This window comes from Clostridium sp. UBA4395 (assembly GCF_002390995.1).
In the GTDB taxonomy this organism is placed as follows: domain Bacteria; phylum Bacillota; class Clostridia; order Clostridiales; family Clostridiaceae; genus Clostridium_J; species Clostridium_J sulfidigenes.
In genome coordinates this window covers 39475-53470 of sequence record NZ_DGRF01000083.1, presented here as the reverse complement: position 1 = coordinate 53470, position 13996 = coordinate 39475, and the positions used below count along the sequence as shown (strand labels likewise).

Annotated in this window: 17 protein-coding genes; 1 reads left to right on the top strand and 16 read right to left on the bottom strand. The window is 31.6% G+C overall.

The genetic code is table 11. The features are described 5' to 3' along the window. On the top strand, positions 1-644 hold a 644-nt coding region (locus B2694_RS16140), incomplete at its 5' end, for a DedA family protein (protein WP_346886612.1). Between the two features lie 63 nt (positions 645-707). Here B2694_RS16140 and asrC read toward each other — a convergent pair. From asrC to cbiD, 16 genes are all read right to left on the bottom strand, one after another. Next, positions 708-1670, bottom strand: a complete 963-nt coding sequence (gene asrC / locus B2694_RS16135) for a sulfite reductase subunit C (RefSeq protein WP_346886611.1) — start codon at positions 1668-1670, stop codon at positions 708-710. 15 nt (positions 1671-1685) lie between these two features. After that, complete coding sequence (gene asrB / locus B2694_RS16130; RefSeq protein WP_346886610.1) at positions 1686-2480, bottom strand: anaerobic sulfite reductase subunit AsrB; 795 nt, start codon at positions 2478-2480, stop codon at positions 1686-1688. Then, positions 2481-3488: an anaerobic sulfite reductase subunit AsrA gene (asrA, locus tag B2694_RS16125; protein WP_346886609.1), complete on the bottom strand. Its 1008-nt coding sequence runs from the start codon at positions 3486-3488 to the stop codon at positions 2481-2483. Between the two features lie 9 nt (positions 3489-3497). Beyond that, complete coding sequence (locus tag B2694_RS16120) at positions 3498-4271, bottom strand: formate/nitrite transporter family protein (RefSeq protein ID WP_346886608.1); 774 nt, start codon at positions 4269-4271, stop codon at positions 3498-3500. Between the two features lie 73 nt (positions 4272-4344). Further along, the gene (locus B2694_RS16115; RefSeq protein ID WP_035129674.1) at positions 4345-5037 is read right to left on the bottom strand and encodes a Crp/Fnr family transcriptional regulator; all 693 of its coding nucleotides are present in this window, start codon (positions 5035-5037) and stop codon (positions 4345-4347) included. Between the two features lie 437 nt (positions 5038-5474). Further along, positions 5475-6182 (bottom strand): CbiQ family ECF transporter T component, encoded by a 708-nt coding sequence (locus B2694_RS16110; protein WP_346886607.1) that lies wholly within the window; start codon positions 6180-6182, stop codon positions 5475-5477. Then, positions 6176-6487: an energy-coupling factor ABC transporter substrate-binding protein gene (locus B2694_RS16105; protein WP_346886606.1), complete on the bottom strand. Its 312-nt coding sequence runs from the start codon at positions 6485-6487 to the stop codon at positions 6176-6178. The genes B2694_RS16110 and B2694_RS16105 overlap by 7 nt, the downstream gene beginning before the upstream one ends. Before the next feature lies 1 nt (position 6488). Further along, entirely contained in the window at positions 6489-7229 is a 741-nt protein-coding gene (locus B2694_RS16100; RefSeq protein WP_346879760.1) for an energy-coupling factor ABC transporter permease, read from the bottom strand. Positions 7230-7615: 386 nt separating this feature from the next. After that, a complete protein-coding gene (locus B2694_RS16095) occupies positions 7616-8398 on the bottom strand; it encodes a cobalt-precorrin-6A reductase (protein WP_346886605.1) in 783 nt (260 codons plus the stop codon). Positions 8399-8419: 21 nt separating this feature from the next. Beyond that, entirely contained in the window at positions 8420-9145 is a 726-nt protein-coding gene (gene cobJ / locus B2694_RS16090) for a precorrin-3B C(17)-methyltransferase (protein WP_346886604.1), read from the bottom strand. Between the two features lie 16 nt (positions 9146-9161). After that, positions 9162-10157, bottom strand: a complete 996-nt coding sequence (gene cbiG / locus B2694_RS16085) for a cobalt-precorrin 5A hydrolase (protein WP_346886603.1) — start codon at positions 10155-10157, stop codon at positions 9162-9164. A gap of 36 nt (positions 10158-10193) precedes the next feature. After that, a complete protein-coding gene (cobM, locus tag B2694_RS16080; protein WP_346886602.1) occupies positions 10194-10946 on the bottom strand; it encodes a precorrin-4 C(11)-methyltransferase in 753 nt (250 codons plus the stop codon). An 11-nt stretch (positions 10947-10957) separates the two neighbouring features. Continuing rightward, positions 10958-11623: a cobalt-factor II C(20)-methyltransferase gene (locus B2694_RS16075; protein ID WP_346886601.1), complete on the bottom strand. Its 666-nt coding sequence runs from the start codon at positions 11621-11623 to the stop codon at positions 10958-10960. 104 nt (positions 11624-11727) lie between these two features. Then, positions 11728-12291, bottom strand: a complete 564-nt coding sequence (cbiT, locus tag B2694_RS16070) for a precorrin-6Y C5,15-methyltransferase (decarboxylating) subunit CbiT (protein ID WP_346886600.1) — start codon at positions 12289-12291, stop codon at positions 11728-11730. Further along, positions 12292-12897, bottom strand: coding sequence for a precorrin-6y C5,15-methyltransferase (decarboxylating) subunit CbiE (cbiE, locus tag B2694_RS16065; protein WP_346886599.1), 606 nt, complete (start codon positions 12895-12897; stop codon positions 12292-12294). 10 nt (positions 12898-12907) lie between these two features. Continuing rightward, entirely contained in the window at positions 12908-13987 is a 1080-nt protein-coding gene (cbiD, locus tag B2694_RS16060; protein WP_346886598.1) for a cobalt-precorrin-5B (C(1))-methyltransferase CbiD, read from the bottom strand. Between the last annotated feature and the right edge of the window lie 9 nt (positions 13988-13996).

The following is a 13996-nucleotide window of genomic DNA, read 5'->3' as shown; positions in this document are numbered from 1 at the left end:
AGTTCATTATACAAGGTGCTTATATGGATTTTGTAAATGATTTTTTAAATACAATAATAACTACTATACAAGGATTTGGATATCCTGGTGTATTCTTAGCGGTATTTTTAGAATATTCCTGTTTTCCATTGCCTAGTGAAGTACTGTTACCTTTTATAGGTCTTTTAGCTTCTTATGGTAACTTTAGCTTTATTGGAGTTATTCTTCTTAGTACTGGGGCAGGATTAATTGGTTCAACTCTTTGCTATATCATTGGATACTTTGGAGGTTCTCCTATAATAAATTGGCTTTGTAGTAAATCATCTGGTGCAAAAAAGAGTTTCAATAAGTTAGATTTATTTCTTGATAAGTATGGAAAACCTGCTGTGTTTCTAAGTAGATTATTCCCTTTAACTAGAACTTACATATCACTAGCTGTAGGGGCTGTAAAAATGAGTTATTCTCAATTTATATTATACTCCCTTGGGGGTATAACTATTTGGAACATAATTCTTATATCTTTAGGATATTTTTTAGGTGAAAATACTGACCTAATTCAAAAGATTTTGAAAGATTACTCTATCGTAACCATAGCTATTCTTGTAATTTGTTTTGGATTCTTAGCTTATAAATTTATGAAAAAAAGAAAGAATTCCTTGGAGTAATTTTAAAGAGGCTATGTGAAAATAATTATTCTCATAGCCTCTTTTGAGATTAATTAATAATTTTTAATACTTAATTCCATCCCAATACATGGTTTCTTGAACAACAGTTTTATCAGAAAGCTTAACTCCCTCCATTGCCCACTTTTTAAATTCTGGGAATCCTGTTCTATCTACAATATATCCTATATGTTCCTTACCACCTGGTGCATCCTTATCTATATATTCCTTAACATAGCTGTAGGTGTTACAGATTATTTTTATTATACTCTCTTCGTCTACCCAAGCTATAAAATCCTTAGCTAAACGTGGATTTTTCTTTCCTGTTCTACCTAAAAGTACAAGCTTATAATATTTTTCTCTGCTTCTAGTCCATGCATCAGTTGGACATGCTATTACACACTCTCCACACCCTATACACTTCTTATGATCACGCTGGACTTTGTAGTTATTCATAGTTAATGCTCCAGTGGATTTCTTTGTACATGCTCTTATACAAGCTCCACAGGATACACATTTATTTATATCATATTGAGGTTCTGTCATCCCTATTATTCCAAAATCATTTAGTCTAACTTTTCCACAGTCATTAGAACATCCTGTTAAAGCTACTTTGAAGTGTAAATCATTGGGGAAGATGGCCTTTTCTATCTTCTTTGCAAATTCCGTTGTATTGTAATTAGCATATGGGCAGATATTGTTTCCTACACAGGCAGATATATTTCTAGTTCCAGCTGCAGAGTAACCCTTTCCTTCATCTGTTTGATTAATTTCTAATCCTTCAATGATTGGTTGCAATAATTCATTTACTTTATCTATATCTCCAACGCTAATACCTGGTACTTCAAAGCCTTGCCTCATAGTAATGTTTACAGTTCCATCACCGTATTTTTCTGCAATCTCTTGAATCATGGCTAAATATTTAGCATCCATCTTTCCCCCTGGAACACGAATTCTTGATGCTGTATATCCTCTTCTTTTTGTAACCCTAAATGCATTCTTTTTTAGGTTTTTAGTGTTTATATCCATGTAATTCACCTCCAATTAATCTATTAACTCTTTGCCCTTTGTATAGTTAAACACAGGTCCATCTAGGCATATATACGTATCATCTATCTTACAATGTCCACATTTTCCAATACCACAACACATTTTTCTCTCTTGAGAAATCCAAATATTTTTTTCTAGAATTCCTCTTTTTAAGAATTCAGCCACAGTAAACTTCATCATAATTGGTGGTCCTACCACAACTACTTGTACATCATTAATATCATCTATCTTCATATCTGGAATGTACTTAGTCACCATTCCAACATTTCCTCCATAGCTCTCCTCTGCCTTATCTACAGTAAGAATTAATTCCATGGTGTTATTCCATCTCTTAATATCTTCTTTAAATAAAACATCTTCAGGAGATTTAAATCCACAAATTAGAGAAAACTTTTTAGCATCCTGTGGATTATTACCAAAATAGTCCACAATTCCTCTTACTGGAGAAAGTCCTGTACCTCCAGCTACTACAATAACTTCATGATCTTTATAATTATCTATATCGAAACCATTTCCATAGGGTCCTCTTAAAAATAATTTATCACCTACATAGTTACTAAATATTTCATCAGTAACCTTTCCTACCTTACGTATTGTTAAATCAACAGTTCCTTCTCCAATACCACTTACTGATATAGGTGCTTCTCCATATTTAGGTATTGATACTTCAAAGAACTGTCCTGGTTTCACATCACCAATATAGCTCATTCTGAAGGTATACTCAATTTCTGTATGCTTTATTACTTCCTTTATTTCTGAAATAAAAGGTATATATTCATTCTTATTCATCTATTTCACCTCATCACATGCTGATTGCAATTTATTAATACAGTTACTAAATGAAATGTATTCCGGGCATATATCATTACATCTACCACAGCCTACACACATATGGTAACCCCATTTTTTCTTGTAATCATATACTTTGTGTAGCACCTTAAAACGCATTCTTTGACCCTTATTTTGTCTAAAACTATGTCCTCCAGCCATATCAGTAAATCCATCCACTTGACAGGAAGACCATACTCTTCTACGCTCTCCTACATTTTTATTATCTTGATAGAAAATATCTTGCATAGTGAAGCAAGTACATGTAGGACAGACAAAATTACAACGACCACAAGCAATGCATCTTTGATTATATTCCTCCCACATGGTGGATTTCATAACATCTAGACTAAGTTCTTCTGTAATGTTAACGGTAACATTGTTTTCAGAAATAAATTTAGGTTCTACCTCTAAAGTATCAGCCTCATTTTTCTCTAATAAAATGTCAAAAGTTTCACATTTACTATCAAAGTAAACTTCATGATTTTCTACCCTAATGTATCCATCATAATTATTTGATTTATTAGTTCCCATATCTACACAGAAACAATTTTCAAAGGTTCTTTCACACCCCATCAATATGAATTTTGTATTCTCTCTAAGTCTTTTGTAATAGTAATCTTCAAAGCCATTTCTTAAGTATATATCATCCATTCTTTTTACAGCATGTAAGTCGCAACTTCTTAAAAATACTATTGACCCTTTAGATTTAGGGGCTGCTTCCTTTACTTCATCTTCAGTAAAATAAAGTAGAGTTTCAGATTGTGGTAATAACACTTCCTTAAAGGAAAAATGAGATTTTTCATCAAATACTATATCTTCAACCTTTGATATTTGCCCATATCTAACCCTGTCTGTATCGGAAAAGTTTGCACCACCTTTAATTAATATAGGAGCATATATTATATACTCTGATGAAAGCTCTTTTAAAATTTCATTGAATTTTTCTAAATATAATTTGTAACCCATAATTCACCTCTAATTTACTTTTTTTCTTGATATAATGTAGTATGGAAGAGCTACGAAGAAAATACCTCCAACCATATTACCAAGTGTTACAACTAAAATATTATATATATATCCACCTATGGTGACATAAGCATCAAAAGGTGATAATAAACCTATTGTTAATACTGTCATATTAGCGATACTGTGCTCAAATCCTACTGTAATAAAAATAAATAAGCACCAAAATATCATAATTAATTTTGCTACTTCTTCTTTGCATTTAAATCCACACCAAACTGCTAAACACACTAATATATTGCAAAATACTCCACGGAAAAATAATGGTATAAGTGGTATTGTCATTTTTATTTCTGATGCCTTTGCAATGTATTCACCGACACTACCTGTAGCTAAACCTGATAATTTAAACATTACTCCTGCTATAATTGAACCTAGTAGATTTCCTAAAAAACATACTAACCATAGCTTCATAGTACCTTCCCATGGTACATCCTTATTTAGGGATGCTGATGCTAGTACAAAGTTATTTCCTGTAAATAATTCCCCCCCTGCCATTATAACTAGACTCAATGCTCCACCAAAAGCTAATCCCATAACAATCTTTACAGCACCTGAACCTGCTGATGTCAGTTGACCTCCTATGGTAAAGATAAGAATAGAACCTAATCCTATAAATAATCCCGCCAATATAGAAGAAATAAAATATCCTATAGGGTTTTCATTTAACAATTGCATCTTTGTTTTACCAGCTGCACATACTTTGTTAAAATCTCCACAAACCATAATAAATCCCTTCCCTCTTTTATAATTATAGCTTCATTATAGGCTTATAAAATTTAAAGCACCGTGATAAAAATCACGGTGCTTTAAAATATTCTAAAAGTTTTTCTTTATTTTTTATTATAAATTTTTTATTATTGTATTCAATTAATCCCAATTCACTAAGTTCTTTACATGCCCTTGATATGGTCTCCCTTTGTGCTCCAAATAAGTCTGCTAGATAGGTTATACTAATCTCCATATCTATTAATATACCATTGTCATCAGCTACCCCATAATCCCTACCTAGTTTCCAAAGCTTTGATGCAACTCTCTTTCCCATATTTAAAACTCCAGTAGTATTTTTAAATTGTCTATACATTCTTCTTACTTTTAAAGATAAAGATGACAGTACCATTTTTGTAAACTCAAAGTCTGATTCCATGACTTGTAAAAGCTCCATAGTGTTACAATACATTATTTGAGAGTCCTCTATGGTTTCACAATTTATAGATGCAGTAGAACTTTGTAATATAACTTCATTTATAAGATCACCTAGCCCCAATATAAATATAACCTTTTTTTGACCCTTTTCATTGAACTTATATAGTGATACTTTTCCCTTTAATACTATGTAGATATTATCTACAATATCCTTATCTCTAAATAGTACCTTCCCCTTTTCATACCTAGTGACTCTAGTAATATTAGATAACTTTCTTAAAGTATTTTCATCTATGTTATTAAAACCTGGGAGCTCTTTCAATTCTTCTAAATTAACATATCTCATTTTCTAAATTACCCCAATCATTTTTTAATTAATTTATTATCCATATCCCACATGTTTTTTTAAATTTATTTATATAAATGTATTACAAGTCTCCTCTTAATAATATATTAACAAGTATGTTTACTAAATACATTAATTTTTAATTGAAAATTATTTTCAATTATATTGACATATGTAAAATATTATAGTAATATGAATTTATTGATAATAGTTATCAATTATTAAATCCTTAATCTTTTATATTTATCTTATATAGGAAATTTCTTTCTATTTACTTCAGGAGGATTTTTCCTATTTTTTGTCCTTTTAAGTTCTATACTTTAATTTATATTTTTTTACAACCTATATTATATAGTATATACCTTTAACCATATAAACTACAAAATTCTATATTAAATTAAGAGAATTATCAAAAAAATAAAAAGTATACCCAGCTTCTAAAACCACTTAGGTATACTCACCAAAATAATAAGAAATGTAATATATCCTACTATTATAGATATTCTTTTATATGACAAACTGAATTCTTCAAAGCCATAATAAATATTTCCTCTATAGCCTCTACTGTTAATTCCATCCTTAATTTCTTTCCAACGTTTTAAAGTATTAATAAAAAGTAAAGCAGCAAGACTTCCTGAATCCTTAACCTTATTCTTAAAACCACCAAAGGCGCCTCTACATAACATACTCTTCCGTAATGTTTGAAATTCATCATCTATAAGTATTAAAAATCTCTCCATAGACTTTCCTATATCACAAATATCTCTAAGCCAACTTATCTTAGAGAATATATAAAATACATGATCTGTAGGTGTAGTTAAAGTTAAAAAACTAACGGATATCCCCCCAGACACCGCCTTTAATATAAGTATTAAAGTACTATACCATCCATAATCAAATACAAAGGTTATAGAAGAAACTAAAGCAAATAAAAAAGTTGCCTCTACAAAGTGTTTTACTATATGCATAGGGTTCTTATAAACAATATGAAGTACAAGAAAAAAAATTATATTTATAACCAAAGGATAGCACCTAGTACTAAAACTAAGTGCTATTATTGGTAATATACATAAAATTATTTTCTCTATAGGATGAATATTTGCTAATTTACTTAGCTTTGAATATGAAAGTACTGTCCTTAACATTCTTTCACTTTTCCACCTATATTAGTCTTAGCTCCCTTATTCTTTGAAGCTCCTTTTTTAACACCAATGTAGTATCCTATGAATCCAGCCCCAATTGCTGCTTGTAAACAGAAAAGGAAGCTTTCAATTTCTCCTGATGGTGGTTCCCACATAGGCGCTGCCCAAGGCTCATAATCTCCATTTAATTCTTGGATTTTAACTTCAATTTCTCCATCAGCACCATTAAATTCACCATTTCTACCTAAGAATAAAGATCCTACCACAATTGCTATACATAATAAAATTAATCCTATATTTTTTTTCATATTATCTTACACCTCCAACTTCTAATAACTCCTCAGAGGCATGTTTTTCTATAAAGTCAAATATCATAACAGTTATTATTCCTTCTACTACAGCAAGTGGAACTTGAGTTATAGCAAATATTGATACAAACTTTATAAATGCCGCTGCAAATCCACCTGTAGTAGCTGGGAATGCAAGTCCAAGTTGAATGGATGTAACTAGGTATGTTGCTAAGTCCCCTAAAGTTGCACCAAGGAATATTGCTAATTTTTTATTTTTATTTTTAAATACTTTATAAATTGCAAAGGCTACTATCGGTCCTGCAATACCCATTGATAAAACGTTAGCTCCTAAAGTTGTTAATCCTCCATGCGCTAGGAAAAGTGCTTGGAATAAAAGAACTACTATAGAAACCACAGACATAGCAAATGGTCCAAATATCATTGCTCCAAGACCTGTACCTGTTGGATGTGATGAACTTCCTGTAACAGAAGGTAATTTCATTGCTGATAATACAAAAGCAAAAGCCCCAATCAATGCTAATAGCATTTTTAAATCCTTGCTACTCATTGTTTTTTTTCTTATATCTCTAATTCCTAATGCTACAAATGGAATGCATGCTACAAAATAAAAAGCACACCAAGCCATTGGTAAAAACCCTTCTGCAATATGCATACCATAAGCTAATTTAGGCACTGTAAAGAATAGTGCTAATGCCCATATAAATACAAATGATTTTTTAGTAATACTTGATTTATTCATAATTTTTCCCCCTTATATTTAGTAAAATTGATTTAATTTAAATATAATACCGCTAGCATTGCTTATATTTAAATTTCTATATACTTAACTGTAGCTAATTAATGTGATTATAAGTAATATACTTAACGTGCACTTTAAATATATTAGTATACAATCTATAACATAACTTTTTGTTTTGTATAAAAAAGTTACTCCCACCGTCACCCGAGTCTTTCATTATACTTTGAAATGTTATTAATAATTTTCTTTAGGCATCTAAAAATAAATAATAAGTCAAAGATGGGAAGTATATTTTGAGTTAGACAAGGAAACAGGTTCCGCAGATAGTAGAACTATCTAAGGGTTCTGTTGACGCAGTATAACACAAAATAGACGAGCATTCTAACTTATTTATTTTTTGAAGATGCCTTATTGCTACAGATATAGTGACTTAATTTTTCTTCATCATTAAAGACAATGCCGTAATCCATGGTCTTTCTTTCTACTACAAAAACTTTAATTCCCATGTCTATGGCAGCCTTTATTTTTTCATAAGTTCCACCTTGTGGACCACTGTCCTTTGTTATTAAAGCCTTACCATCATATTCTTTTATAAAGGCTTTATTTAGTTCATAGCCTATAGGTCCTTTTATGAATATCAAATTCTCCACTCTAACACCTAACGCAAATACTTCCTCCATAACTTTTAAAGAAGGTAGCACTCTATGAACTATTCTATTTTCAAGTTTTAAATCTAATATCTTATCTATATTTCTACTTCCTGTAGTATTTAAAATACATCCATCTATATCTTTTAGGGCTTCTCCTAATTTTTCATAGGTTGGCACCTCTATTATCAAATCATTTTTAGGTAACGTATCTAAAGTACTTTGTCTTTCATACCTTACATACTCTATGCCCATGTCCTTTGCTATCTTCATAGCTGTTCCACTTATTTGAACTGCATAGGGATGAGATGCATCTACAATTACCCTTACACCACTTTTCATAAATAATGCTTTTAACTCTTCATAAACTAAAGGTTTATCATTTAATATTTTATATTTATAATCCACTAAAAGCTCTCCACCATAGGTTGTAGCTGTGGATACTAAAATGTTATCTGTATATTTATTTAGATGGGAAAGAATTACCTTTCCCTCTGATGTACCTACTATTAAAGCTATCATTGTAATTCTCCCCCTTAATGTCTACTTGTTTTCTAATTTATATCCTCTTGGAGTTATAAATAATCCATCTTTTATATAACTCTTAGTGTTTCCTATAATAACCATAGTCATCATATCTACTATAGAATCATCAAAAGTTCCTATAGTGCAAACTGTAGCTTCTTGACCTTCTCTTAAAGCATGCTTAACAATAGCAACTGGTGTATCTTCATTTCTATATTCCTTTATTATATCTATAGCTTCTCTTAAGTAGTGAGGTCTTCCCTTACTCTTTGGATTATAAAGAGATATTATAAAATCCCCTTCTGCTGCAAGCTTAACTCTCTTCTTTATATCTTCATATGGAGTCATTAAATCACTTAAGCTTATGTTGCAGTTATCATGCATAAGTGGAGCTCCAACTATTGATCCTGCTGAAGATGATGCTGTAACCCCTGGGATTACCTCTACTTCTTCATCCTTTTTCATTTCAAGAATTAACCCAGCCATACCATAGATTCCAGCATCTCCTGTACTCACTACAGCTACCGTTCCTTCACTAGTTAATCTTAAAGCTTCCTGGCATCTTGCCTCTTCACCCATCATTCCTGTAGAATAAACTTTCTTACTATCTAAAAGTGGCTTTATCATTTCTATATACTTTGTGTATCCTACTACTATATCACTTTCTTCTATAGCCTTTACAGCTTTAATTGTCATGTAATCAAGTCCTCCTGGACCGATTCCTACTACATATAATTTTCCCATTATTTTTCCTCCATTATCAGTAGACTAACTTTCCAATACAAAGGGTTATACCCTCAAAACTAATTTTATCTGTAAGTAACTCTCCCCCTGCTAATTCAACACAAGGCTCACATACCGCTCTCACACCTATAGATTTCTTAACAAAATCACTGCCCTTGTATTTATGTTCTATGCTTTCTATTTCTTTTAAAGAATGAATCTCCATAGGACAGTTTAAAAATTCACTTAAAGCAATTAATGCTCCTTCATTCTTTTTAACTTCCACTGTAGAAATAGTTTTTATGGCTCTTAAATCTATATTATATTTCTTTAAAGTATCCACAACAAAGTTTTTAACTTTGTCCTTATCCACATCTTTTCTACATCCCATACCTAATATGATGTTTCGCCTTATGAGCTTAAGGTGAATCAAGCCTTCAACAGGTGGCAAGTTATCCACATCCATTTTATTAGATACTGTAACCATACCCTTAATATCTCCTTCAGGAATTACATATCCCTTTGGCATTTTTATTTGGCCTTCATCATCTAAAAAACCAACCTTAGCTTTATCAACTAATTTGGCAGCTATGTCTTTAGCTATTTTCATATCATCTATAATCAGGTTATTATTCTTAGCAATCATATCTGGAGCATCTATTCCCATGGTATCTGTGGCTGTAGTTATAACTGGTGTAGCCTTAAGAATTTCTGATACCTTTAAAGCAAGTTCATTAGCTCCTCCAAGATGTCCTCCTGCAAGACTTATGGCGAATCTGCTTTCACAGTCTACTACTACCACTGCTGGGTCCTTATCCTTTCCTTTTAGAAAAGGTGCTATTCCTCTTACTGCAATGCCTGTAGATGAGATAAAAATTATTCCATCTACAGTATTCATAAGCTCTTCACATACAGATTTTAGTTTGAAGTTTTTGTTATTATAACTAGAGTAAAGCTTAAGCTCTAAAGTTTCACTTAGTTTTTTTGCAATATTATCTCCTTGTCTTGTTACAGACACCGCTGCTAACTTCATAACTCTCCTACTTTCTAGAATTGTACATTCTAAGAATTATTTTTGTCCTTCTCTAAACATATGAGTAAAGGATTTATCATATAGAAGACTCTTATCATAATCACAATTTATAAAGTCCCCTACTAATATTTGAGCACATTTAGTGATTCCTGCTTCTTTAACCTTTTCTGCTATATCATCTAAAGTTCCAATTATAGCTCTTTCATCTTCCCAAGTAGCTCTTTCAACTACAGCTATATTAACATTCCTTCCATAACCTTTTCTTAGCTTTGCAACTACCTTATCTATCATGCTAATAGAAAGGAATATAGCCATGGATGCACCAATTGATGCAAGTTTTTCTAAGCTTTCTGTTTCTGGTACTGGAGTTCTTCCCTCAACTCTAGTTAATATTACAGTTTGAGTTACTGATGGAAGTGTAAATTCCTTTTTTATTACAGATGCTGCTGCTGTAAATGAGCTAACTCCTGGAATTACCTTGTACTGAATATTTAATTTATCAAGTTCATCCATTTGTTCTTTGATAGCTCCATATATAGCTGGATCACCTGTATGAAGTCTTACTACCATTTTGTTTTCTTTTTCAGCCTTATTCATAACTTCTATAACTTGTTCTAAAGTCATAGATGCTGAATTATGTATTTCACATCCAGCCTTACAATAATTCATATGCTCCTTGCTTACAAGAGAGCCTGCATATATAACTACATCCGCCTTTGCAAGTGTATCTCTTCCCTTTACTGTGATTAACTCTGCATCTCCTGGACCTGCTCCTATAAAATAAACCATTCTTCTTCCTCCTAATCTCTATTTGCTATTATAAGTGACATATATTCTTTATTATCTAAAATATCTTCTCTCTTATGTAAAATCTCTTGCCCTTCTCTTCCAGCTTTTTTTATATATACATAGTTAAAGCCTTTTTCATCAAGAACGTCTAATACTTCTTCTTCTCTTTTATAGACCTTCATTAAAACTACATACTTTTCATCCTTTATATCCGAAACTCTGCTAGCTGGGGTAATAAGTAATGGTTCATCACCTATAACTAATGGTTTTTGTGCAAGACTAGCACTAGCACAGAAGGAAGTTATCCCTGGAATTGTTTCAACTTCAAAGCCATGCTCTTCTATATATTTCAGTAAATATATATATGTACTATAAACAAAAGGATCTCCTAAAGTTAAGAATGCTACATTCTTTCCTTCCTTAAGCTTCTCTTCTATAGCTTTAAAGGCTTCATAGATTTTTTCTTCTTGGTCTTCTCCACCCATTGGAAATTGCTTTATCATAACTTCTTTATCCTCTGATATAAAGTCCTCTGCAATGCCTAAAGCTATACTTTTTCCACCTTTCATAGCACTTGGTGAAACAATTACTTCACACATTTCTATAGTTTTAACCGCCTTTAAGGTTAATAGCTCTTTATCTCCTGGTCCTACTCCAACTCCATATAACTTTGCCATCTATTTCACTCCTCTATTTCTACTATAAAACAATATTTTCAATTCTCAACTATTTTCTATTTATGTATTTCCTTATACTGCAAACCTACTATATAACAATATTTTTAATTCTTATAAGCCTCTACAATAAAAATTGGATTATATCCAAATAACATATAACTTTGGCCTCTTGTTTTACTGACACCAACTTGAGTACAGCTAATTTTCATGTTTAATTCTTTTAAAGTACTCATTGCTTTATATACATTATCAATGGTTATAAAATTTAAAACCATTACTCCATCATCTTCAAGAAGGTTATGGCATTTCTCAATTATTTTTTCAAGATTTCCACCACTACCTCCAATAAAAATACTATTAAACTTTTCCTTAATAGAGTCTAAAGCTTCTAAAGCTTCACCTTCTATAACCTCTAAATTATCACAATTAAATTTATCTTTATTTTTATAGATTACCTCTAAGGCTTCTTCATCTCTCTCTATTGCAACTACGCTACCAGAAGTGCAAATTTTACTTCCTTGAATTGATATGGAACCAGTTCCAGCTCCTACATCTAGAAGTTTAGAATTTTCCTCTAAATTAAGTTTTGCTACACTTAGAATTCTAACTTCTTCCTTTGTCATAGGACAGTTTCCTCTTATAAACTCTTCATCTTTTATATATTTCATTTAAACTTCCTCCACTACAAAGACACTTAATGAAGAAAATTCCTTCTCCATTATCTCCTCTGGTGTACCTACTGTTATTTTCTCATCTTCATAGGATAAATTTTCTCCTACCCATATATTACAACTTATATTTTCTATAAACAGTTTATTCGCTAAAACCTTAGGTGAATTTTTACTATCTGTTAAGAATATACACATACTATTTTCTTTAACAACAGTTAAAAAATCTTCTTCTCTTCCATGGACACTGCCTAAAAATTTTCCATTCCAACTCTTCCCTATCTTGCTCATTAGATATTGAAAAGAGCTAAGTCCTGGTATTATCTCTATAGGATCCTCTTTTATATTTCTCTTTATATAATCAGTAACTCCATAAAAACATGGGTCTCCCGATGCAATTATAGATATTTTCTTGCTCTTATTCTCTTCTACTATTTTCAAAATATCTGATAAAGACTTAACTGCCACTCTTTCAGTACTTATAAAATTTACACTTTCCAAAGCTCTAGAAAATCCTACTAACATATCACTATTTTCTAAAGTTTCAACGGCCTTAGGAAGTATATACTCCCTACTTCCTGGACCAAGTCCTACTACATAAATCATCTTTCCACCTCTATAATGTTGTAGCTAATATCTTAGGATTAGTTGCACCCCAATACATAACTACATCACATTTAAGTTCACCATAGCTATAAAGCTCCATTCTTTTCTTCACTTTATCTACAATAGTTTTATATATCTCACTATATTCACCCTTTAAAGCTTTTATAGCACCCTCTGTAGTCTTTTCATTATATATACTTCTAACTAAGTCATGTGGAGCTCCTGCTAATGCTAATTCTAATGCTATTACTTCTAGTCTTACATCACATACTCTACTGTGAGTGTTAAAGCTACCAGCAGATATCTTACATATCTTACCAATATGACCTATTATAATTATCTCTTTAACTCCACAGCTAACACAACATTCTATAGCAAATCCAACAAAGTTTGATATTATAGCCACTTGATCTATAGAATATCCCATAGATTCTGCAACCTTTTCTCCCATGTTTCCAAAGGCTAATATAAGAACCTTATTTTTTAAAGCCTTTTGAGTTATCTCAATTTTTATTGATTCTTTAATTGATTCTTCAGACATAGGATAAACAATTCCTGTAGTTCCTAATATGGATATTCCTCCTATTATATTAAGTCTGGGATTAAAGGTTTTCTTTGCTACTTCTTCTCCCTTTGGTACAAATATAGTAATAGTAACTCCTTCATCCTCTGGAAGCACACTACTTACCTCTTGCTCTATCATAAGTCTAGGTACTGGATTAATAGCAGCTTCACCCTTTTCAATATAGAGGCCTTCACCATTAACTACTCCTACACCTTTTCCACCTTTTAAAATATATCTTTCTTCACCCTTTTCAGCTCTCGCCCATATAGGTAATCCGTGGGTAGCATCTATGTCATCTCCACCATCTTTTATAATGGAACATTCCACATAGTCATCACCAAAAACTACTTCATCTATTACTAAATTTAAAATTATTCCCTTTGGTGTATTAATTTCTATCTCTTTAATCTTTTCACCAGTAAAAAGCATGTAAGTAGCTGCCTTAGCAGCAGCTGCTGCACAGGACCCTGTAGTATAACCACATCTTAACTTTTTACCATTACTGTTAACATATAAGTCTAACATTCTAATACC

Excerpts from the sequence above, each read along its gene's own strand:
- cbiD (WP_346886598.1), bottom strand. The coding sequence starts at position 13,987 with ATGTTAGACTTATATGTTAACAGTAATGGTAAAAAGTTAAGATGTGGT.
- B2694_RS16100 (WP_346879760.1), bottom strand. The coding sequence starts at position 7,229 with ATGAATAAATCAAGTATTACTAAAAAATCATTTGTATTTATATGGGCA.
- B2694_RS16115 (WP_035129674.1), bottom strand. The coding sequence starts at position 5,037 with ATGAGATATGTTAATTTAGAAGAATTGAAAGAGCTCCCAGGTTTTAAT.
- B2694_RS16120 (WP_346886608.1), bottom strand. The coding sequence starts at position 4,271 with ATGGTTTGTGGAGATTTTAACAAAGTATGTGCAGCTGGTAAAACAAAG.
- asrA (WP_346886609.1), bottom strand. The coding sequence starts at position 3,488 with ATGGGTTACAAATTATATTTAGAAAAATTCAATGAAATTTTAAAAGAG.
- asrC (WP_346886611.1), bottom strand. The coding sequence starts at position 1,670 with ATGGATATAAACACTAAAAACCTAAAAAAGAATGCATTTAGGGTTACA.
- cbiE (WP_346886599.1), bottom strand. The coding sequence starts at position 12,897 with ATGATTTATGTAGTAGGACTTGGTCCAGGAAGTAGGGAGTATATACTT.
- B2694_RS16075 (WP_346886601.1), bottom strand. The coding sequence starts at position 11,623 with ATGGCAAAGTTATATGGAGTTGGAGTAGGACCAGGAGATAAAGAGCTA.
- asrB (WP_346886610.1), bottom strand. The coding sequence starts at position 2,480 with ATGAATAAGAATGAATATATACCTTTTATTTCAGAAATAAAGGAAGTA.
- B2694_RS16110 (WP_346886607.1), bottom strand. The coding sequence starts at position 6,182 with ATGTTAAGGACAGTACTTTCATATTCAAAGCTAAGTAAATTAGCAAAT.
- B2694_RS16095 (WP_346886605.1), bottom strand. The coding sequence starts at position 8,398 with ATGATAGCTTTAATAGTAGGTACATCAGAGGGAAAGGTAATTCTTTCC.
- cobM (WP_346886602.1), bottom strand. The coding sequence starts at position 10,946 with ATGGTTTATTTTATAGGAGCAGGTCCAGGAGATGCAGAGTTAATCACA.
- cbiG (WP_346886603.1), bottom strand. The coding sequence starts at position 10,157 with ATGAAGTTAGCAGCGGTGTCTGTAACAAGACAAGGAGATAATATTGCA.
- B2694_RS16105 (WP_346886606.1), bottom strand. The coding sequence starts at position 6,487 with ATGAAAAAAAATATAGGATTAATTTTATTATGTATAGCAATTGTGGTA.
- cbiT (WP_346886600.1), bottom strand. The coding sequence starts at position 12,291 with ATGAAATATATAAAAGATGAAGAGTTTATAAGAGGAAACTGTCCTATG.
- cobJ (WP_346886604.1), bottom strand. The coding sequence starts at position 9,145 with ATGGGAAAATTATATGTAGTAGGAATCGGTCCAGGAGGACTTGATTAC.